General features: G+C 64.0%; 20 protein-coding genes. 8 read left to right on the forward strand and 12 right to left on the reverse strand.

The features are described 5' to 3' along the window. Window positions 1–193: 193 nt before the first annotated feature. The 3 genes from XH98_RS31945 to XH98_RS31955 form a co-directional block, all read right to left on the reverse strand. On the reverse strand, window positions 194–952 hold the full coding sequence (locus tag XH98_RS31945) for a slipin family protein (protein ID WP_442868663.1): 759 nt from the start codon (window positions 950–952) through the stop codon (window positions 194–196). Then, a complete protein-coding gene (locus XH98_RS31950; protein ID WP_271600512.1) occupies window positions 952–2325 on the reverse strand; it encodes an NfeD family protein in 1374 nt (457 codons plus the stop codon). The genes XH98_RS31945 and XH98_RS31950 overlap by 1 nt, the downstream gene beginning before the upstream one ends. A gap of 407 nt (window positions 2326–2732) precedes the next feature. After that, on the reverse strand, window positions 2733–3506 hold the full coding sequence (locus XH98_RS31955; protein ID WP_057756266.1) for a gamma-glutamyl-gamma-aminobutyrate hydrolase family protein: 774 nt from the start codon (window positions 3504–3506) through the stop codon (window positions 2733–2735). A gap of 252 nt (window positions 3507–3758) precedes the next feature. On the opposite strand from XH98_RS31955, the gene XH98_RS31960 reads away from it, so the two are divergent. Continuing rightward, entirely contained in the window at window positions 3759–4892 is a 1134-nt protein-coding gene (locus XH98_RS31960; RefSeq protein WP_271620980.1) for an AI-2E family transporter, read from the forward strand. A gap of 16 nt (window positions 4893–4908) precedes the next feature. On the opposite strand, the gene XH98_RS31965 is transcribed toward XH98_RS31960, so the two are convergent. The 6 genes from XH98_RS31965 to XH98_RS31990 all read right to left on the reverse strand — a co-directional run bounded on the left by XH98_RS31965 (window position 4909) and on the right by XH98_RS31990 (window position 8585). Beyond that, window positions 4909–5205, reverse strand: coding sequence for an antibiotic biosynthesis monooxygenase family protein (locus tag XH98_RS31965; protein ID WP_271620981.1), 297 nt, complete (start codon window positions 5203–5205; stop codon window positions 4909–4911). A gap of 99 nt (window positions 5206–5304) precedes the next feature. After that, window positions 5305–5541 (reverse strand): hypothetical protein, encoded by a 237-nt coding sequence (locus XH98_RS31970; protein ID WP_057756275.1) that lies wholly within the window; start codon window positions 5539–5541, stop codon window positions 5305–5307. Window positions 5542–5598: 57 nt separating this feature from the next. Continuing rightward, entirely contained in the window at window positions 5599–6819 is a 1221-nt protein-coding gene (locus XH98_RS31975; protein WP_271600510.1) for a GGDEF domain-containing protein, read from the reverse strand. Between the two features lie 229 nt (window positions 6820–7048). Beyond that, window positions 7049–7531 (reverse strand): 30S ribosomal protein S9, encoded by a 483-nt coding sequence (gene rpsI / locus XH98_RS31980; RefSeq protein ID WP_271600509.1) that lies wholly within the window; start codon window positions 7529–7531, stop codon window positions 7049–7051. 2 nt (window positions 7532–7533) lie between these two features. After that, the gene (gene rplM, locus XH98_RS31985) at window positions 7534–7998 is read right to left on the reverse strand and encodes a 50S ribosomal protein L13 (protein ID WP_057756282.1); all 465 of its coding nucleotides are present in this window, start codon (window positions 7996–7998) and stop codon (window positions 7534–7536) included. A gap of 158 nt (window positions 7999–8156) precedes the next feature. After that, window positions 8157–8585, reverse strand: a complete 429-nt coding sequence (locus tag XH98_RS31990; RefSeq protein WP_057756285.1) for a PaaI family thioesterase — start codon at window positions 8583–8585, stop codon at window positions 8157–8159. 86 nt (window positions 8586–8671) lie between these two features. Between XH98_RS31990 and XH98_RS31995 the strand changes: the two genes are divergently transcribed. From XH98_RS31995 to XH98_RS32010, 4 genes are all read left to right on the forward strand, one after another. Next, window positions 8672–9496 carry an enoyl-CoA hydratase gene (locus tag XH98_RS31995; RefSeq protein WP_271620982.1) on the forward strand — a complete coding sequence of 275 codons (825 nt, stop codon included), beginning with the start codon at window positions 8672–8674 and terminating at the stop codon, window positions 9494–9496. 108 nt (window positions 9497–9604) lie between these two features. Further along, window positions 9605–10189: a CoA-binding protein gene (locus XH98_RS32000; RefSeq protein WP_271621058.1), complete on the forward strand. Its 585-nt coding sequence runs from the start codon at window positions 9605–9607 to the stop codon at window positions 10187–10189. 137 nt (window positions 10190–10326) lie between these two features. Then, entirely contained in the window at window positions 10327–11604 is a 1278-nt protein-coding gene (locus XH98_RS32005) for an O-acetylhomoserine aminocarboxypropyltransferase (RefSeq protein ID WP_220005348.1), read from the forward strand. A gap of 217 nt (window positions 11605–11821) precedes the next feature. After that, entirely contained in the window at window positions 11822–12157 is a 336-nt protein-coding gene (locus XH98_RS32010; RefSeq protein WP_271600505.1) for a hypothetical protein, read from the forward strand. On the opposite strand, the gene XH98_RS32015 is transcribed toward XH98_RS32010, so the two are convergent. Beyond that, on the reverse strand, window positions 12158–13240 hold the full coding sequence (locus XH98_RS32015; RefSeq protein ID WP_271620983.1) for a COX15/CtaA family protein: 1083 nt from the start codon (window positions 13238–13240) through the stop codon (window positions 12158–12160). A 109-nt stretch (window positions 13241–13349) separates the two neighbouring features. Between XH98_RS32015 and XH98_RS32020 the strand changes: the two genes are divergently transcribed. Then, window positions 13350–13559 (forward strand): DUF2842 domain-containing protein, encoded by a 210-nt coding sequence (locus tag XH98_RS32020; protein ID WP_057756297.1) that lies wholly within the window; start codon window positions 13350–13352, stop codon window positions 13557–13559. 55 nt (window positions 13560–13614) lie between these two features. Here XH98_RS32020 and XH98_RS32025 read toward each other — a convergent pair whose 3' ends face one another. Beyond that, window positions 13615–14658, reverse strand: a complete 1044-nt coding sequence (locus tag XH98_RS32025) for a polysaccharide deacetylase family protein (protein WP_271620984.1) — start codon at window positions 14656–14658, stop codon at window positions 13615–13617. 128 nt (window positions 14659–14786) lie between these two features. On the opposite strand from XH98_RS32025, the gene XH98_RS32030 reads away from it, so the two are divergent. Beyond that, window positions 14787–15968, forward strand: a complete 1182-nt coding sequence (locus tag XH98_RS32030) for a GNAT family N-acetyltransferase (protein WP_271620985.1) — start codon at window positions 14787–14789, stop codon at window positions 15966–15968. A 157-nt stretch (window positions 15969–16125) separates the two neighbouring features. On the opposite strand, the gene XH98_RS32035 is transcribed toward XH98_RS32030, so the two are convergent. Beyond that, window positions 16126–18333 (reverse strand): GumC family protein, encoded by a 2208-nt coding sequence (locus XH98_RS32035; protein WP_271620986.1) that lies wholly within the window; start codon window positions 18331–18333, stop codon window positions 16126–16128. 195 nt (window positions 18334–18528) lie between these two features. Between XH98_RS32035 and XH98_RS32040 the strand changes: the two genes are divergently transcribed. Beyond that, on the forward strand, window positions 18529–19662 hold the full coding sequence (locus XH98_RS32040; protein ID WP_271600500.1) for a glycosyltransferase family 4 protein: 1134 nt from the start codon (window positions 18529–18531) through the stop codon (window positions 19660–19662). Window positions 19663–19670 lie beyond the last annotated feature (8 nt).

Below are 19670 nucleotides of genomic sequence, written 5' to 3' on the forward strand. Positions count from 1 at the left end.
TCGAGATCACGACACGCAAAAGGCGCCCTTCGGGGCGCCTTTTTTCGTTTGAATACCATCAGCTTTCGTTCTGCGTCTGACTCCATTTCGTTCTCAAAGAACGAATCGGAATCGCGAAAATCAGCACGCACCAATTCCTGACAATTGGTTTATTCGAGATATTCATTGCCCTCTTATCTACGCCGATCCACGCTCACCTCGCCTCATGCCGCGACGTGAAATGATCGAGCAAGCCCGTCGGCAGCGGAAACACGATGGTCGAGGATCGCTCACCGGCGATGTCATGCAGGGCCGCGAAGTATCGCAGCTGCATCGCCTGCGGCTCCTGCGCGAGAATCCGCCCCGCTTCGACCAGCTTTTCGGCGGCCTGCTGTTCGCCCATCGCGTTGATCACCTTGGCGCGCCGCAACCGCTCCGCTTCGGCCTGCTTGGCGATCGCGCGCACCATGGTCTCGTTGATATCGACGTCCTTGATCTCGATGCCGGTGACCTTGATGCCCCAGACATCGGTCTGCTTGTCGAGGATCTCCTGGATGTCGGCGTTCAACCTGTCGCGTTCGGCGAGCATCTCGTCGAGCTCGTGCTTGCCAAGGACCGAGCGCAGCGTGGTCTGGGCGAGCTGACTGGTCGCGGCCATGTAGTCGCCGACCTTGATGATGGCGCGCTCGGGATCGACGATGCGGAAGTAGAGAACGGCATTGACCTTGACCGAGACATTGTCGCGCGAAATCACATCCTGCGGTGGCACCACCTGCACCATCACCCTGAGGTCGACCTTGACCAGCTGCTGCGCGACCGGAATGAGGATGACGAGGCCCGGACCCTTCACCCCGGTGAAGCGGCCGAGCGTGAAGATCACGCCGCGCTCGTATTCCCTGAGGATGCGAACGGCCTGGGTGAGAAACAGGACGATGATCAGCGCAAGCACTGCATAAAGCGAATATTCGAACATCAGACTTGACCTCCCTCACCGCTCGGCCGCCGAACCACCAGGGTCAAGTCGACGATATTGGCGACCTCGACCCTCTCTCCGGGTTTGAAGGTGTCGGCGCCGCGCGCTTGCCAGCGTTCGCCATGCGTAAAGACGTGCCCCTCGTTCTCGTTCCAGTCGAGCACCTCGGCGATCAAGCCTCGCATCGCCTGCGCGCCGACGCGTGGCGAACCGCGGCGGGCGCGCCTGACCGCACCGAGCACGACCAGAACGAACCCCGCGAAAATCGCCGCGACGATGGCGATGACCGACCACGACAACCGGTAGCTGGGCGACTCGACCCGGACCAGCATGATGGCGCCGAGCACAAAGGCGACGACGCCTCCAAGGCCGATCACGACGGTGGGATTGAAAGCCTCGATGGCAAGGAGCGCGATGCCGAGCAGCATCAGGCCGAGCCCGGCATAATTGATCGGCAGCATGTTGAGGGCGTAGAGGCCGAGCAGCAGGCAGATCGTCCCGATCACGCCCGGAGCAACGGTGCCGGGCGACATGAACTCGAAGATGAGGCCGTAAATGCCGACCATCAGGAGGATGAACGCAACGTTGGGATCGGTGATGACAGCCAGGAATCGGGAGATCGTGCCGGGATCGACGGCTTCGATGACGGCATCCTGGGTCGCCAGGCGCTGCGTCGTGCCGCCGCCGAGTTCGACCATTCGACCGTCGATTTGCCCGAGCAGATCGGCCTCATCGCGCGCGACGATGTCGATGGCATGCGCCTGCAACGCGCCGTTGGCGGACAGCGTGGCGGCTTCTCGGACCGCCTTCTCCGCCCAATCGGCATTGTGGCCGCGCAGCTCGGCAAGGCTGCGGATGAAGGCGACGGCATCGTTCGTCACCTTCGCCGTCATCGCGTCCTTCGGCTCGTCCTTCTTGTCCTTGCTGTCCTTATCGGGCGTACCGCTCGGCAAGCCCGGAAGCGGCCCGCCAATCTGCACCGGCGTGGCGGCCCCGATATTGGTGCCCGGCGCCATCGCTGCGATATGGGTCGCATAGAGGATATAGGTCCCGGCGCTTGCCGCATGGGCGCCAGGCGGCGCGACATAGCCGGCGACAGGAACGGATGAGGCGAGCACATCCGCGATGATCTCGCGCATGCTGGAGTTCAGGCCGCCGGGCGTATTCAAGCGAAGGATCACGATCTCGGCGCGTCGTTCGCTTGCCTTGACCAGCGCCTCCTTCACATAGCTCGCCGACGCCGGGCCAATGGCGCCGTCGATCGTGACCGTGAGTGCAAGACGGCGGTGATCCTCCGCTGAGCCGGGACGGAGACAGGCAAGACAAGCGACGATTCCGATCGCCGCAACGAGGGCCGCCTTCATGATCTGCACGGCAAGGGCTCCCTTGCCGAAGATATGGTGGCCGTCACACAAACCTCAATGCGGAGGGAGGTCGCCGGCAATTGCGATTGTGCGATGCAATGGGCGGGGTCGAACGGCGGCACTCATGTCGCGGACAACGTCATTCCCGGATAGGTGCGCAAAGGGGGGGCAACTCCTTTCTATTCCGAAGGGGGCGCGAAAGGAGGCCCAGCTCGGGCGAAATCTGTCGCGAAATCGCGAAGGCGTGGCTGCTATTTTTCGTTCTGCATCTGACTCCATTTCGTTCGCAAAGAACGAATCGGAATCGCAAAAACATCGCGAACCAATTCTTGCCGATTGGTTTAAGCAGCGACGCAATCCAGAATCCGAGATGGCGAGGAGGCGAAAGCGTGCCGTACGACCTCTCGCCTGTGTCCCTACGCCGCCGCCTTCTGCTTCGCCACCATCGCTTCGCCGAAAGCTTCGAACAGTTTTCGGTTGATGGGATTGCGCTGCGGGTCGTATTCGGCGTGCCATTGCACGCCGAGCGCGAAGCTCGGCGCTTCAGCGATGCGGATCGCCTCGATGGTGCCGTCCTCGGCGACGCCCTCGATCAGCACGCGCTTGCCGGGATCAAGGATGCCCTGCCCGTGCAGCGAATTGACCCGGATCTTCTCGCAGCCGAGGATTTTGGCGAAGGCGCCGCCCGGCGTGAGGTCGACGTCGTGGCGGTCGGCGAACACGACAGTCGGGTCGGGATGGATTTCCCCGTTCTCGAGCCGGGGCATGCGGTGGTTCATGCGGCCGGGGATTTCGCGGATCTCGGGATGCAGCGAGCCTCCGAAGGCCACGTTCATCTCCTGCAAGCCGCGGCAGATGCCGAACAGCGGAATGCCGCGCGCGACGCAGGCGACCGAAAGCGCCAGCGCGACCTCGTCGCGGTGGACGTCGTAGGGCTCGTGCTTCTCGCAGGGATCGACATTGAAGCGGGTCGGGTGCACGTTGGCTCGGGCCCCTGTGAGCACGATGCCGTCCACGGTATCGAGCAGCGCGGCGATATCGGTAATGTCGGGCGCGCCCGCGAACATCACCGGCAAGCCGCCGGAAACTTCGGCCACGGCGCGCAGATTGCGCTCACCGACCATCTGGACCTGAAATCGATTTTCGACGCGATGGGCGTTCCCGATCACGCCGACGACCGGCTTTCTCATCTCCCGTTCCGACCTCTCCGCAAGAAGATTCTCCAAACATGCCCCTCGTATGGAACAAATTCAACAGAGGGGATCGCGGGACGGCAATGCTATTTTCGCGCAAATCGGGGCCGAGGGCATCCCAAAAGGCACCCCTTGGCTCCGGACGCGTTGGCCTTAAGGCCGGCTGCCGGGCCAAATCGGCTCGGCCCCTGCTTGATCGCCGGCGGCAATTTGCGAAGAGTGCTCGATGCAGCCTGAAAAGGATCCGATGTGACCATTTCCAGAGACGAACGGCCCCGGACCCGCACCGACCTCGCGTGGGCTATTGCCGTCGGCGGTATCGCCGTGGTGCTGTTCACGGCACTGCTCGCCTTCACCTGGTATTTTGCCGCCACCGTGCTGCTGATCTTCGCCGGCATGCTGCTCGGCGTCGGGCTCAACGCGCTGACCAATGCACTCGGCCGCCTGGTCCACCTTCCCCATGCGGTCCGGCTTGCAATGGTTTGCGCCGTGCTTGCGATCCTGCTCGCGGGCGTCGCCTATCTCGGCGGCGCTACCATTGCCGATCAAGCCTCGGCGCTGAGCAAGACCATCAAATCGCAGATCGGCTCGGTGAAATCCTTGCTGGATCGTCATGGCATCGACACCAGCTTCTTCGATTTCGGCAATGCGGCATCCGACGCCTCGACGCCACCGGATTCGACGTCTCCGCGAGCCGCGACGCAGCGCGGTCCCCTGCCCGCCGCTGACGCCCTAGCCTCCAGCGGCGGAGCCATCGTCAGCCAGACCTTCAAGCTGCTTCTCGGCACCATCCACGGCGTTGGCAACATCTTCATCGTGTTCTTTCTGGGGCTCGCCTTCGCCGCCCAACCAAGCGTCTATCACGACGGCCTGCTGTTCCTGGCACCAGCGAAGCATCGCACCCGTGTTGCTCTGATCATCGACCGCATCAGCGAAACGCTGGAGCGCTGGTTGATGGCGCAAATGATCGTCATGCTCGCGGTCGGCGTCGTGACCTGGATCGGGCTTGCCATCATCGGCATCCCCGGCTCGTTCATCCTGGGGATTCAGGCCGGCCTGCTCGCCTTCATCCCGACCGTCGGCGCAATCATTGCCGGCGTCGTCGTGGTGCTGGCGAGCCTCGCCTCGGGCTGGATCTCGGCACTATCGGCGCTGATCCTGTTCCTCGGTGTGCATGCGATGGAGAGCTACGTGCTGACGCCGCTGCTGCAGCGCCAGGCGCTGGACATCCCGCCGGCCACGCTGTTCGCGTTCCAGATCCTGCTCGGCGTCGTCTTCGGAATCTGGGGCCTCGCGTTGGCGCTGCCACTGGTCGCCATTGCCAAGGTCATGATCGATCATTTCAAGACCTATGAGGCGCCGCCTCTCGCCGAGGCGGCGTAAGGCGTCGTGCCATAGCTCAGGCCGTCAGCACGGTCTCGGTGTGCTCGACATCAGGAGGCGAGGCGAAATACTGGCCGACCAGGCCGCGCCATTCGGTGAAATTCTCGGAGCCGCGGAAATCGACGGTGTGGTTTTCCAGCGTCGCCCATTTCACCATCAGCCGGTAGCGCTGCGGCTTCTCGATCGACTTGTGCAGCTCAAAACCGTGAAAGCCCTTGGAGCGACCGAAGGCGGCCTTGGCCTTGGCGACGGCCGCCTCAAAGTCCTTCTCGCTGCCCGGCTTGACGTCGATTTTCGCGATCTCGGTGATCATCGGTTTCCACCCCATTGTTTGGTGGCCGTGTCTAGCGCAGACGGAAGCAAAGAAAAAGGCGCCGAAACGGCGCCCTGCCCGGCCGAAAATGCGGCGCTCTCAGGCGAACAGCAGCGCGGTGCCAGCGACGACGAGCGCGCAGCCGAGGAACAACGTGAACGGCCAATAGCTCCGGCTCTTGATGTAGCGCCCCTGGGCGCGGCGCTCGGCAATCAGCGCCGTCTCGTATTCGTCCGCGGTCGAGAACAGACAGGCGAAACCGCCGCGTGCCGAGCTTGCGGCGGCTTCGAGCGACATCAGGGCAGCTTGCGGGTTCTGTCGACGGATCGATTCCATGACGGCAATGGTAGGAACCGAATGGTAAACAGACGATTACCGCAAGCCCCAACCACCTCAGGCCGTCGCCGGCTGTGCCTTGGGAATGCCAATCCGCGCGGCGCTCTGGCGGCGCCAGTTCTCCAGCGACAGCGGCAGCTCCTCCGCCGCCTCGACGCGGTTACGGCCGCCGCGCTTGGCCTGGTAGAGCGCGGTATCGGCCGAGGCCAGCAACACTTCGAGCTCGGTGCCGGCAGGCCCGCCCGCCACGCCGATGCTGACGGTGGTGTCGACAGGGCCCTCCTCGACCACGACGCCTGATGTCTCGAACGCCTCGCGCACGCGCTCGGCGACCAGCACGCCTTCCTCAAGCGCGCAGGGAAGCAGCGCGGCGAATTCCTCGCCGCCGATGCGGCCAGACAGGTCCGAGATGCGCAAATTGTTGACGACGATGGTCGAGAACAGTTTCAGCATCTCGTCGCCGGCGGGATGGCCGAAGCGGTCGTTGATCGACTTGAAATGGTCGATGTCGAAGATCATCACCGTGACAGGGCGGCCGCCCTTGGCCTCGCGGTCGATCATCCTTGCGCAGGCTTCCGAGAAGCCGCGGCGGTTGAGCATGCCGGTGAGCGGATCGGTCGACGCCGCGGTGCGGTGCGCGGTGACGGTGCGCTCGGACACCAGCATGAAGATCACGAACACGGTGCCGACGGCATAGAGGATGAGCTCGACCGCGAACACGGTGACCCAGACGCTGGTGGAGAAACCGGCATCGTGCGGCCGCAGGAAGCTGCCGATCAGGATCGGCAGCATCAGCACGCAGCCGTGCATCACAGGCACGACGAAGGCCGGCCAGCGCCGTTGCAGGCTCTTGCGCCGCTCCACCCAGAGCTCGCTCGCGGTCAGGGCCGCATAGACCGAGACGATGCCGGCGCCGATGATCATGCGCAGCATCGAGGCGGTGGGATCGAGCAGCGTGGCGGCCGCGACCCAGGCCAGTGCGCCGAATACGAGACCCAGCCAGTTCGGCTTGCGGCCGTGGAAGACGCGCGCCGCATTCCACACCATGCCGCAGGCGACGAAGCCGACCGCGTTCAAGGCGAGATAGAGATACGGGCCGAGCTTGTCGCCGGTCGCGGTCCACAGCGCGACAGAGGACGCGCCGAGCAGATAGGCGGTGCCCCACCATTTCAGCGCGGGGCTGTTCTCCTGCTTGCCGAAAAACACCATCATGGCGCCGAGCAATGCGGCGACCATCGTGGCGACCAAATAGAGCGTGATGCTATCGAGCGACATCATGTCGGCCCCCTTCTAAACATAGCAGTTACGCGATCGGCCCAGCCGACTTGCGCGCCCTTCCAGATGCGACGCTAGGTCCGGCAAGTTCCATTCAGGTTTTCACGCGGGCCCAAGTTTTCGGGAAACACGCGCTCAATTTGCGTACAAACGAACAACAAAAAAGGCGCTGAAATCAGCGCCTTTTTGCTTCTCATTGAAGCCGCTTTCGCGGCGAATGTGACCGAAGCGATTAACGCTTCGAGAACTGGAAGGACCGGCGGGCCTTGGCCTTGCCGTACTTCTTACGCTCGACCACGCGGGAGTCGCGGGTGAGGAAGCCGCCCTTCTTGAGCACGCTGCGCAGCTCGGGCTCGAAATAGGTCAGAGCCTTGGAGATGCCGTGACGCACGGCGCCAGCCTGGCCGGACAGACCGCCGCCAGCGACCGTGCAGATCACGTCGTACTGGCCCGAACGCTGGGCCACGGAGAACGGCTGCTCGATCATCATGCGCAGCACGGGACGAGCGAAATAGACCTCGACCTCGCGCGAATTGACGGTGACCTTGCCGGCGCCCGGCTTGATCCAGACGCGGGCCACCGCGTCCTTGCGCTTGCCGGTGGCATAGGCGCGGTTGAACTTGTCGACCTTCTTCTCGTGCTTGGGCGCATCGGGCGCGACGGCTGCGGTCTTGAGCTGCGAGAGCTGGTCGAGCGACTGAATGGATTCGACCATGATTATGCGGCCCTCGTGTTCTTGCGGTTCAACTTGGCGATATCAAGCTTCTCGGGCGTCTGGGCCTCGTGCGGATGATCGGCACCGCCGTAGACGCGGAGGTTGCCCATCTGGACGCGACCGAGCGGACCACGCGGGATCATGCGCTCGACGGCCTTCTCGAGCACACGCTCGGGGTGACGGCCTTCGAGGATCTGGCGCGCGGTGCGCTCCTTGACGTGGCCGACATAGCCGGTGTGCTTGTAATAGGTCTTCTGCTCGCGCTTGCGACCGGTGAGGACGGCATGCTGCGCGTTGATGATGATGACGTTGTCGCCGCAATCAACGTGCGGGGTGTAGGTCGGGAGGTGCTTGCCGCGCAGACGCATGGCGACGATGGTGGCGAGACGGCCGACGACCAGACCCTTGGCGTCGATCAGCACCCACTTCTTCGTCACCTCGGCCGGCTTTGCCGAAAAGGTTTTCATGTCAGAGTTTCCGTGGACGGGGAATAGCGGCGCGAACACCACGCCGGACTGGGCGGGTTTCTAGAGAAGAGACGCGCAACGGTCAATGCCCGATGATCGAATTTACATAACTAGAATCAATGACTTAAAAATATGGTGCGATATTACCTTCGAAAAGCTCAAACATTTGGAATGGAATAGGTCGAGGTGACATGGGCGATGGGATCGGGCGACGTCCCGGACAGCAACTTGACCTCCCCGACCGCAAGCCGCTTGCCGAGCTTGAGCAGGCGGGCCTCCGCCAGCACGTCCTGCCCGGGCTGGCCCTTGCGCAGGAAGTTGATGTTGAGATTGGTGGTCACCGCGAGTCCGATCGGCCCGATCGCTGACAGCAGCACCACGTACATGGCGAAATCGGCGAGCGCCATCAGCGTTGGGCCGGATACGGTTCCACCCGGCCGCAGCATCTTCTCGCCGTAGCGTTGACGTAAAAGGCAGGTCTGGCCGTCCGCGCTCTCGATCGTAATGTCGTCGCCGCTGAAGGCCTGGGGGAATTCGTCGCGGAGAAACTGCTCGAGCTCCGCCACGCTCATTTTCGCTGCCGCCATGCCGTTCCCCACCCTCGCTTCACGTCGCCTGCTACACTAGGTTATCTGCATCATCTAACCGTAATAATCCAATCGGAAACGCCGCGATGTCCACCCAGGCCGCCCGCGCCCCCACTCCTCATCAGCCAATTCTGCTGCGCGAAATGGTCGGGCCCATCGCTGTGCTGACCTTGAACCGGCCGGCGGCGCGCAACAGCCTGTCGACGGCGATGATCGCCACCCTCCATGCAGAACTCGATGATATCGGCAACGACAAGGCCGTCCGCGCCGTCGTGCTCGCGGCCAATGGTCCCGCCTTCTCGGCCGGTCACGACATGAAGGAACTGACCGCCCGCCGCAGCGATCCGGACCGCGGCCGCGCCTTCTTCGCCGAGACCATGAATGCCTGTAGCGCGATGATGCAGGCGATCGTGCATCTGCCCAAGCCCGTGGTTGCTGCCGTCCAGGGCATCGCGACGGCGGCCGGCTGCCAGCTCGTCGCGAGCTGCGATCTTGCGATCGCCTCGGAAGCGGCGAGTTTCGCCACGCCCGGTGTCGACATCGGTCTGTTCTGCTCGACGCCGATGGTGGCGCTGTCGCGCAACGTGCCGCGCAAGCAGGCGATGGAGATGCTGCTGACAGGCGAGCCGGTCCCAGCAGCGCGCGCCCGCGAGATCGGCCTCGTCAATCGCGTGGTCGCCGCCGGCACCGAACGCGACGCCGCCATTGCGCTGGCGCAACAGGTCGCGCTGAAATCCGCCTACACCGTCAAGCTCGGCAAGGAGGCGTTCTACCGCCAGGCCGAGATGAGCCTTGCCGACGCCTATCGCTATGCGGCAGAGGTGATGACCGAGAACATGATGGCCCGCGATGCCGAAGAAGGCATCGGCGCCTTCATCGAGAAGCGCACGCCGACCTGGCGGGATGAGTAATTCTATTTCTTACGCCGTCATTCCGGGGCGATGCGCAGCATCGAACCCGGAATCTCGAGATTCCGGGTCGGCTCTTCGAGCCGCCCGGAATGACGAATGAAGGATCACATGAATCACGACGCCTATCCCGACAATTACATCCGCGGCATCCTCAACAGTGTGAAGTCGATCGCCATGGTCGGTGCCTCGCCGGTCAACGTGCGGCCGAGCTATTTCGCGTTCAAATATCTGGCGCAGCGCGGCTACGACATGATCCCGATCAACCCTGGACATGTCGGCAAGGAGCTGCTCGGAAAGCCCTTCGTCGCCTCGCTTCGCGACGTCGGCCGCCCCGTCGACATGATCGACATTTTCCGCAACTCCAGCCACATCATGCCAGTGGTCGAGGAGGCGCTGACGCTCGACCCGCTGCCGAAGGTGATCTGGATGCAGCTTGGCGCGCGTGACGATGCGGCAGCTGAAAAGGCGGAAGCGGCCGGTATCAAGGTCGTGATGAACCGCTGCCCCAAGATCGAATATGGCCGGCTGTCGTCCGAGATCTCCTGGATGGGCGTCAATTCACGTACGCTCTCCTCCAAGCGGGCGCCGGCGCCGACGCAGGGCATGCGCCTCTCCCTCAACCGGATGAGCGTCGGCGGTGGCGACACCGCGGCCTCCGACCGCGCAGCCAAGAACAAGAGCGAGCAAAGCTGACGCACTTGCGAAGGATTCGTTTCGCGAACGCGTCGATGCGTAGCACCATCGTTGCGATGTGAAGCCGCGGCTTGACGCCGGCCACGGCGCCGATCAGCATGCCGCGCGATTTCAGACCACAAGAACAGGACGCCTCAATGAGCGATCGCCTTCCGGGATTTTCCACCCTCGCCGTGCATGCCGGTGCACAGCCTGACCCGACCACCGGTGCACGCGCCACTCCGATTTATCAGACAACCTCGTTCGTCTTTAACGACGCCGACCACGCCGCCTCGCTGTTCGGCCTGCAGGCCTTCGGCAACATCTATACCCGCATCGGCAACCCGACCAACGCGGTGCTGGAGGAGCGCGTTGCCGCGCTCGAGGGCGGCACGGCCGCGCTTGCGGTCGCTTCGGGCCATGCCGCCCAGGTCGTGGTTTTGCAGCAATTGCTCCAGCCCGGCGACGAATTCATCGCCGCGCGAAAACTCTATGGCGGCTCGATCAACCAGTTCACGCATGCGTTCAAGAGCTTTGGCTGGAACGTGGTGTGGGCCGATCCCGACGATATCGCGAGCTTCGAGCGCGCGGTGACGCCGCGCACCAAGGCGATCTTCATCGAGTCCATTGCCAATCCCGCCGGCAGCATCACCGACATCGAGGCGATCTCGTCGGTGGCGCGCAAGGCCGGCGTGCCGCTGATCGTCGACAACACCCTGGCCTCGCCCTATCTGATCCGCCCGATCGATCACGGCGCCGACATCGTGGTGCACTCATTGACGAAATTTCTGGGCGGTCACGGCAATTCGCTCGGCGGCATCATCGTCGATGCCGGCACCTTCGATTGGTCGACCGGCGGCAAATATCCGATGCTGTCGGAACCGCGCCCCGAATATCACGGCATCCGCCTGCAGGAGACCTTTGGCAATTTCGCCTTCGCGATCGCCTGCCGCGTGCTCGGCTTACGCGACCTTGGCCCTGCGCTGTCGCCGTTCAACGCCTTCATGATCCTGACCGGCATCGAGACGCTGCCGCTGCGCATGCAGAAGCACTGCGACAACGCCAAGGCGGTCGCCGAATTCCTCGCCGGCCATCCGGCGGTGGCTTCCGTGAGCTATGCGGGCCTTCCGAGTGACAAGTACAACCAGCTCGCACGCAAATATGCGCCGAAGGGCGCAGGCGCCGTGTTCACCTTCAGCCTCAAGGGCGGCTACGACGCCGGCGTCAATCTGGTGTCGAAACTGCAGCTGTTCTCGCACCTCGCCAATGTCGGCGACACCCGCTCGCTGGTCATCCACCCGGCCTCGACCACCCACAGCCAGCTCGACGACGCCGCCAAGGTGAAGTCGGGCGCCGGTCCTGATGTGGTCCGGCTCTCGATCGGCATCGAGGACAAGGAAGACCTGATCGCCGACCTGGAGCAGGCGCTGGGGTAGTTGCCCCGTCATTCCGGGACAGTCCGAAGGACCAGACCCCAGGTGCGCAATTGCGCACCGGGGAATCTCAAGATTCTCAGGTGCGCAATTGCGCACCATAGTTCGGTGCTTTGCATCGCCCCGGAATGACAGCCGTTGTTTCGACGGCCGGTTAACAGTCGTTAACCATATTTGCCGCATACATCATTCTTGGATCGCCTTTGATTCGGAGCCAATGATGCTGCGCTGGATGGTGCCTGCCCTGGCAGTGATGTTGACGGCCTCAGCAGCGCTTGCCGCCGACTTGCCGCCCAATCCGAAGCGAAGGGCCGCAGCTCCGCCGCCAAGGGTCTATGTCGAGACCGATCCGGACGCGCTGATCTCGCCCGCGGATGGCATCGGCAGTTACGTCAGCAATCTGCCGGGCACCCCGCTGTTGCCGGGCTCGCATACGTTGCCGGGCTATTATGGTCGCCCCTGGAGCTATGACTATCAGGGCGGGTATTACGGCGGGAAGCAGGTCGATTATTTCTGGCGCCTGCCCTATGCGTGCGGCGTCTACGGCTATTGCTGATCAGCCCGGCTGTCCCACTGGAACCGCGCGCGGCTGCGCTTCCGCGCTCTGCCGCGACGCCAGCCGCTCCGCCTGCATCACCGCCAATGTCAGCACGGCGATCGCGACCGCCTGGTGCGACAGTGCCAGATCAATCGGCACCTGGTTGAGCAGCGTGAGGATACCAAGCACCACCTGCAAGCCGACCGCCGCGAACAGCCAGAGCGCCCCCCTCGTTGCCGCCCCTGCGCGCGAGCGTACCGCGTCGAACGCATGCAGCGCCGCCAGCGTGAACAGCAGGTACGCCGTCATCCGGTGCTCGAACTGCACCGTCAGCACATTGTCGAACATATTGCGCCACCACGGCGTCTCGAACCACAGCCGCTCGACCGATGGAATGAACGCGCCGTCGATCTGCGGCCAGGTGTTGTAGGCGCGGCCCGCGCGCAGGCCCGCGACCAGCGCCCCGAAATAGATCTGGACGAAGGTCACGACGAGCAGCAGCGCGCTGGTGATGCGCAGCCTTACAGGCGCGACAATCTGCGGCCGCTCCTCGAGCCGCCGCACCGTCCAGACGATGCCAGCGAAGATCAGCAGCGCAAGCACCAGATGTGTTGCGAGCCGATATTGCGACACCTCGACCCTTTCAGAGAGTCCTGATGCCACCATCCACCAGCCGACCGCGCCCTGGAGGCCGCCGAGCGCGAACAGCAGCCACAGCCGTCGCTTCAGCTCACCGGCCAAGCCGCCGCGCCACAGGAAGAACAGGAACGGCAACAGATAGGCGATGCCGATGAAGCGGCCGAGCAGCCGATGGCTCCACTCCCACCAGAAGATCTCTTTGAACTCGGACAGGCTCATCCCCGCGTTCAGCTCGCGATATTGCGGGATCTTCTTGTAGGCCTCGAAGGCGTCGGTCCACTGCGCCTCCGACAGCGGTGGAATACTGCCGGTGACCGGCTTCCACTCGACGATCGACAGGCCGGATTCCGTCAGCCGTGTGGCGCCGCCGACCAGCACCATTAGCGCGATCAGGGCGGCCACGGAGATCAGCCACCAGCGCACGGCGCGATGCGGATGGGTTGGGGCGGAAATCGTCGTCATTTCAGGGACAAACCAAGCCTTGTCACTAACGGACTTGAACCGGACTGCGTGCCCCTTATAGTCCCGCGCTCCCGCAGCGCAAGTTACGCGAAAGCCGCAAGTCCCCGCCATGACGATCCGCACCCGCAAGTTCCTCGGCGCCATTCTGCTGCTGGTGCTGGCCACCGTCTGGGCCCTGCTCGGCATGGCGGCGGCGCAGATGCCATGGATCGCCGTATCCGGCTGGCGCCAGGCGATCTACTACGTGGTGGTCGGCATGGGCTGGGTGCTGCCGGCCATGCCGATCGTGAGCTGGATGCAGCGGCCGGACCGGGCGTAACCCCGCAAACGCGCTTGCGCGTTTGTCGGTTGCGAAGGCCCTAAGCATCGTAGCGTCAGCTCGTAGCGCTGCCCGTCGGTTTCACCGGTGCGAAGGCAACGCCCGACACCAGCACCCGCATCACGCGCAGCGAGCGCACCCGTCCGTCCCAGGAGATCCGAGGCAACGCCCGCAGATTGGTGCGCCCTTGCGCATCCACGATACCCGGGATGGTCGATACCGCGCTGGCAAAGCCCGCCTCTTCCGCCATCACGACGTGGCTGCGCCGGAATGAGGACCGATCGCCGAACGGATATGCCAGGTGCCTGACCTCACGGCGAAACGCGGCTTCCGCCACCGCCTTGCCCATCGTCATCTCGCGCAGCGCCGCCGCATCCTTCATGTTGGCGAGGTTGGGATAGTTCACGGTCGCACTGCCGATCGTGACCAGCGGATCGGCAGCCAGCCTCGCCAGATCCTCCCAATCCATCGACGCCTCGCGCGAGAGTGCAGCGAGATCGATGCTGTAGCGTGTGCAGAGATCGGCAATCGCGGCCGAGAGATCCGCCGGCGGCAGCGAGCGCAGCCAACCCTCGAGATGCCAAAACAGTGCCTGTTTCTCGGCATTATCAGTGATGGTGAAGCGCTGTTCCCTGTCGCCCATCATCAGGCTGATCCGGCTCTCGCGCGCGATCACCTGCTCAAGCCCAAGCCACCACGCTTCTCCAACGCCGTCGGGAAAGGCGGTCGGAACATAGAGCGTGAACGGCACGGCGTGGCGCGCCAGCACCGGATAGGCAAAGCTGATGAGGTCCTTGGGCGCGCCATCGAAGGTGAGTGCCACGAAGCGCCGCTTCTCCGGCAGTGTCACCGCGCGCCGGCAAACCTCGTCCATACCGAGAAACTCATAGTCCCAGCGATTCAGCGCGCGAATGGCACGATCGAGGAATTGTGGCGTGATCTCGTGTTCGCGCAGCGGCTGGAACGCGCCGCTTCGCCGCGGCCGCACGTGCTCGAAGCGCAGGATGGCGCCCGCGCCGCGGCTGCGCAGCAAGGGCCGGCCCGAGAACCAGGCCAGCTCGAGCCGCAACCGCTGCAGCCATCTGCCGTCGGATGCCAATACCCACCTTCGCCTTTGCCGGCAGCCTGTTCCCTGCCCCATTGTCATTACCCTTTGTTGACATTTATTTGCAAAGGTCGGCCACAGGCCGAAATACGTATTTTTCGCTTTCTCGACAGGTTTCGCGCATGACCATGGCTGCGGCGATGCAAAGCCGGACGGCGGAATCGCCAGCGCGGTCCAAAGCCAGCCGTATTGCGTATGTCGATATCGTCGCCGATCTCGGTGAAGCCGAGAGAGTCTGGCGCGCTTTCGAGGAGCCCGGCCACCTCTTCACGCCCTATCAGCGGTTCGATCTCCTGGGCACCTGGCAACGATCGGTCGGGGAGCACGAAGGCGCCCGCCCCTTCATCGTGATCGCGCGCGATGCCGAGCAGAACCCGCTCGCGCTGCTTCCGCTGGCATTGCGCCGAGGTCACGGCGTGCGCACGGCCTGCTTCATGGGCGGCAAGCATACGACCTTCAACATGGGACTGTGGAACGCCGAGTTCGCAGCACAAACCGTCGCTAGCGACCTCGACGCACTGATCGCACCGCTGCGCAACCGGGTCGACGTCCTCGCGCTGACGCAGCAACCGAAGCGCTGGCACGATCAGCAAAATCCGTTCGCATTCCTGCCGCAGCAGAGCGCAATCAACGGCTGCCCGGTACTGGTCATGGAGCCAGGCGGCCCGCCCACTTCGCGGATCAGCAATTCCTTCCGCCGCCGGCTCAAGAGCAAGGAGAAGAAGCTCCAGGCGCTTGCCGGCTACCGCTATCACCTCGCCACATCGGACGCGGACGTCACCCGCCTGCTCGACTGGTTCTTCCGCGTCAAACCGGCGCGAATGGCTGAGCAGAAGCTGCCCAACGTCTTCGCCGAGCCCGTCGTCGAGAAATTCATCCGCAGCGCCTGCCTGGCACCGCGCGGCGAAGGGCACGTCATCGACATTCATGCGCTGGAATGCGACGATGAGGTGATCGCGATCTTCGCCGGCGTTGCCGACGGCCAGCGCTTCTCGATGATGTTCAACACCTACACGATGTCGGAGCACGCCCGCTACAGCCCGGGCCTGATCCTGGTGCGCTACATCATCGACCGCTACGGCGAGCGCGGCTACCGCTCCCTCGACCTCGGCATCGGATCGGACGACTACAAGCGCATGTTCTGCAAGGATGACGAGGACATCTTCGACAGCTTCGTGCCCCTGACCCCGCGCGGCAGGCTCGCGGCCGCGGCAATGTCCTCGATCAGCCACGGCAAGCGCCTGGTGAAGCAGAACCAGATGCTGTTCGACCTGGCCCGACGGCTAAGGCAGGCGTTCGGTTAGCGACGAATTGTCGTAGGGTGGGCAAAGCGAAGCGTGCCCACGTTCTGCGTGCGATCGGAGAGAGATGGTGGGCACGGCCAAGCGCGCCTTTGCCCACTCTACGATTCCGAAGTCGCGGAGACGTCCACCCTCTCCCGCCAAGGAGAGGTAAGATCACTTATGCCGCCACCACGCGCGCAGTTTGACCGGCGTTCGATGGCTGCACGGGCCGGCTCAACATCGTCACCTCGCTGAAGCCGACCGCTTTGAGCTGTTCGCACATGAGCGTGCGCGCATCAGCCTCCATCGACGCGTCGGGGACCACGACAGCGCGGGCATTCGTCGTCAAGAGTTCTGCCGGCAATTCGGAAGCGCCACCGGCGTCGAGCAGCACGTAATCGTAAGCGCGCAGCAACGCATCGATTGCGAGCGTCACCCGCGGCGACTGGAGCAGGCTTTGGTCGAAGCCTGGACGACCGGCCAGGACGAGATGCAGCCGCGAGAATTTGTCGCGCGTAATGATCTGCGCGAACGAGGCCTGCCCCTGCATCAGTTCGGCAAGACCGGGCGACACCGGATCGACCGACACCGCGGCGATCGTCAGCGAGGATGCGGCGAGATCGACCACGACGACGCGCGCCTCGCGTGCCAGATGCCGTGCGAGCGTCAGCGCCGACAGCGTGATCGCCTCGCCCGATGCGGTGCCGAGCACGGTGACCTTCTTCGCAGCTGCACCGGCAGCCCTCAGGCTCTCGGCCAGTTGTCCGATTTCGGCCAATTCGCTGACGTCGGCATCATCAGTCATCTCCGGCTGGAGCGGTGCCGCAACCGTCTCCACCGGATCGACAACAGGCTCGCGACGAACCGCCGCGGGGGCGAGCGTCGCGACGGCGCGCGGCGCGGTCTGGCGCAGCAGCTCGCCGGTGACGACAACACCAGAGGACAGCAGCAGCGTCGCGAGCGTCGCGATCAGTACGATCGGAAGCTTCTTCGGATAGGCCGGCGTATTCGAGACGATGCCACGCGAGATGATGCGGCCCTCGGTCGGCGCGGTGTCGATGGTTTCGCGGGTATTGGCCTCGCGATATTTGGCAAGATAGGTCTCGAGCAGGTCGCGCTGCGCCTTGGCCTCGCGCTCGAGCGCCCGCAACTGAACGTCCTGGCCGTTGGTCGAGGTCGCCTGCTTCTTGAGCTGCTCGAGGCTCGTGGTCAGGCCGTCGACCCGGCCGCCGGCGATCCGCGCATCGTTTTCAAGCGAGCGCGAGATTTTTGCCGCCTCGTCGCGGATCTGACCATCGAGATCGCTCAGCTGCGCTTTCAGTTCCTTGATGCGCGGATGATTGCCGAGCAGCGTGGACGACTGCTCGGCAAGCTGGGCGCGCAACGTTACACGCTGTTCCGACAAGCGCCGCATCAGCTCGGAGTTCACGACCTCGGACGCCTCGATCGGCTTGCCGCTCTGGAGCATCTCGCGGATCAGCCGCGCCTTGGACTCGGCGTCGGCCCTCAGCGCGCGCGCATTGTTGAGCTGGGTGTTGACCTCGCCCATCTGCTGGTTCGACAGCGTGGTGTTGTTGGTGCCGACGAACAGTGACGATTTGGATCGAAAGTCCTCGACCTTGGCTTCGGCCTCGGAGACCTTTTTGCGCAGGTTCTCGATCTCGCCCGCCAGCCACTGGCTGGCGTTGCGCGCCTGGTCCTGTCGCGCATTCTGCTGGAGCACGAGATAGCCGTCGGCGATCGAATTGGCGACGCGCGCGGCGAGTTCGGGATCCTGCGACTGGAATTCGACGACGATCACGCGCGACTTGTCGACGGCGTAGGCCTGAAGGCGATCATAGTACGCATCGAGCACGCGCTCTTCCGGTGTCATCGAGAACGGGTCGCGGCCGACGCCGACCAGCGCCGCGAGCGATTTCAGCGGCGAGATGCCTTGCAAGACCGGGTCGAATTCCGGCCGTTCGGCCAGCTTGTTCTTCTTGATGATCTCGCGCGCGAGATCGCGCGACAGCACAAGCTGCACCTGGCTGGTGACGGCCTCGGGGTCGAGTGCCTGCCGCTCCTCCGTGCTGCGATCGCTGCTCGGCCGCAGGAAGACGTTCTCGCGGCCGTCGATCAGGATGCGCGATTCGGATTTGTAGCGCGGCGTGATGAGATTGACGATCGCGACGGAGGCGACGAGGGCCAACACCGTCGGCACGATGACCCAGCCGCGCTTGCGCGCGAGCGCGCCGCCGAGCGCATGCAGATCGACGTCACCGGATTCGGCTGGCGCCTGCCTTGCAACGATCGGCGCCGGCTTGGCTTCGACCCGGGGCTTGGTGTTCGAAACGGCTCGCTCGATGACGGCCTTGTCCTTGCCGGCACGCCAGAACGCTAAACGCATCGAACACTCCCGCAGGGCAAGCCACTCGTGTACCTCAATGAGGCCGATTACACTCCATTAAGGTTGCCGCTGGGTTAATCCCGACCTCTGGCATGCAACGCAGAAGCGTTCGTCACCGTTTGTTAACCACGAGAGGTCCTTAATCGCATCGATATTTCGAGAAACTTTGTCCAGTTTCGCGCGCTGGTTTTGATCATGCCTCCCTCTCCTGACCGGCCGCTTCGCATTCTGCACGCCGTACGCGCGCCCGTCGGAGGCATCTTCCGGCACATCCTCGACGTCGCCAACGGTCAGGTCGACCGCGGCCATCACGTCGGGATTCTCGCCGACAGCCTCACCGGTGGCGAGCGCGCGGACAAGGCGCTGGCCGAACTTGCGCCGCGGTTGAAGCTCGGCGTGCATCGGATGGCGATCCGCCGGGAACCCTCGGTGGAGGATTTTCTGGTTTGGTTGCGCATGCGCCGCCTGATTGCCGCGCTCAAGCCCGACGTCTTGCACGGCCACGGCGCCAAGGCCGGCGCTTTCGTTCGCGCGCGGCGCCGCGCTGACGACACCATTCGCATCTACACGCCCCATGGCGGCTCGCTGCACTATCCGCTCAACACCTTGAAGGGGGAATTTTACGCGCGCCTCGAACGCTCGCTGATGGACGCGACGGATCTGTTCCTGTTCGAGAGCGCTTTTGCGCGCGACACCTACCAGCGCATCGTCGGTACGCCCAAGGGCGTGGTGCATTGCGTCTTCAACGGCGTGACGCCGGAAGAGTTCGAACCCGTCGCTATCGCCGATGACGCTACCGACCTCTGCTATGTCGGCGAGTTCAGGCACATCAAGGGCGCGGACCTCCTGGTCGACGCGGTGGCGCGGCTGCGCGAGAGCGGCAGGCAAGTCACGCTGACGCTTGGCGGCGACGGTGAGGAGACCGCGGCGCTGAAGGCGCAGGTCGAGCGGCTCGGCCTGAAGGAGGCGATCCGCTTCATCGGCCACGTCAAGGCGCGTTACGGCTTTTCCAAGGGGCGACTGCTGGTCGTCCCCTCGCGCGGCGATTCCATGCCCTATGTTGTCATCGAGGCCGGTGCGGCCGGCATTCCCATGATCGCAGCGCGCGTCGGCGGCATCCCGGAGATTTTCGGGCCCGACAGTCCGGCGCTGTTCGCCGCCAGCAACGCCGAAGCCATGGCTGAGGCGATCGCGGCCGCGCTGGACGACGCGCAGGCCACCGCGCAGCGCGCATCGATCTTGCGCGAGCGCATCTCGGCGCATTTCTCCCAGCAGGCGATGGTCGAAGGTGTGCTCGCGGGCTACCGCGATGCATTTGCCAATCATTAACCACCCTT

This window comes from Bradyrhizobium sp. CCBAU 51745, from assembly GCF_028128715.1.
Taxonomy (GTDB): Bacteria; Pseudomonadota; Alphaproteobacteria; order Rhizobiales; family Xanthobacteraceae; genus Bradyrhizobium; species Bradyrhizobium manausense.

Excerpts from the sequence above, each read along its gene's own strand:
- XH98_RS32020 (WP_057756297.1), top strand. The coding sequence starts at position 13,350 with ATGACGATCCGCACCCGCAAGTTCCTCGGCGCCATTCTGCTGCTGGTG.
- XH98_RS31995 (WP_271620982.1), top strand. The coding sequence starts at position 8,672 with ATGTCCACCCAGGCCGCCCGCGCCCCCACTCCTCATCAGCCAATTCTG.
- XH98_RS32030 (WP_271620985.1), top strand. The coding sequence starts at position 14,787 with ATGACCATGGCTGCGGCGATGCAAAGCCGGACGGCGGAATCGCCAGCG.
- XH98_RS32040 (WP_271600500.1), top strand. The coding sequence starts at position 18,529 with ATGCCTCCCTCTCCTGACCGGCCGCTTCGCATTCTGCACGCCGTACGC.
- XH98_RS31970 (WP_057756275.1), bottom strand. The coding sequence starts at position 5,541 with ATGGAATCGATCCGTCGACAGAACCCGCAAGCTGCCCTGATGTCGCTC.
- XH98_RS31945 (WP_442868663.1), bottom strand. The coding sequence starts at position 952 with ATGTTCGAATATTCGCTTTATGCAGTGCTTGCGCTGATCATCGTCCTG.
- XH98_RS31990 (WP_057756285.1), bottom strand. The coding sequence starts at position 8,585 with ATGGCGGCAGCGAAAATGAGCGTGGCGGAGCTCGAGCAGTTTCTCCGC.
- XH98_RS32010 (WP_271600505.1), top strand. The coding sequence starts at position 11,822 with ATGCTGCGCTGGATGGTGCCTGCCCTGGCAGTGATGTTGACGGCCTCA.
- XH98_RS31955 (WP_057756266.1), bottom strand. The coding sequence starts at position 3,506 with ATGAGAAAGCCGGTCGTCGGCGTGATCGGGAACGCCCATCGCGTCGAA.
- XH98_RS32000 (WP_271621058.1), top strand. The coding sequence starts at position 9,605 with ATGAATCACGACGCCTATCCCGACAATTACATCCGCGGCATCCTCAAC.
- rpsI (WP_271600509.1), bottom strand. The coding sequence starts at position 7,531 with ATGGTCGAATCCATTCAGTCGCTCGACCAGCTCTCGCAGCTCAAGACC.
- XH98_RS32035 (WP_271620986.1), bottom strand. The coding sequence starts at position 18,333 with ATGCGTTTAGCGTTCTGGCGTGCCGGCAAGGACAAGGCCGTCATCGAG.
- rplM (WP_057756282.1), bottom strand. The coding sequence starts at position 7,998 with ATGAAAACCTTTTCGGCAAAGCCGGCCGAGGTGACGAAGAAGTGGGTG.
- XH98_RS31975 (WP_271600510.1), bottom strand. The coding sequence starts at position 6,819 with ATGATGTCGCTCGATAGCATCACGCTCTATTTGGTCGCCACGATGGTC.
- XH98_RS32015 (WP_271620983.1), bottom strand. The coding sequence starts at position 13,240 with ATGACGACGATTTCCGCCCCAACCCATCCGCATCGCGCCGTGCGCTGG.
- XH98_RS31965 (WP_271620981.1), bottom strand. The coding sequence starts at position 5,205 with ATGATCACCGAGATCGCGAAAATCGACGTCAAGCCGGGCAGCGAGAAG.
- XH98_RS32005 (WP_220005348.1), top strand. The coding sequence starts at position 10,327 with ATGAGCGATCGCCTTCCGGGATTTTCCACCCTCGCCGTGCATGCCGGT.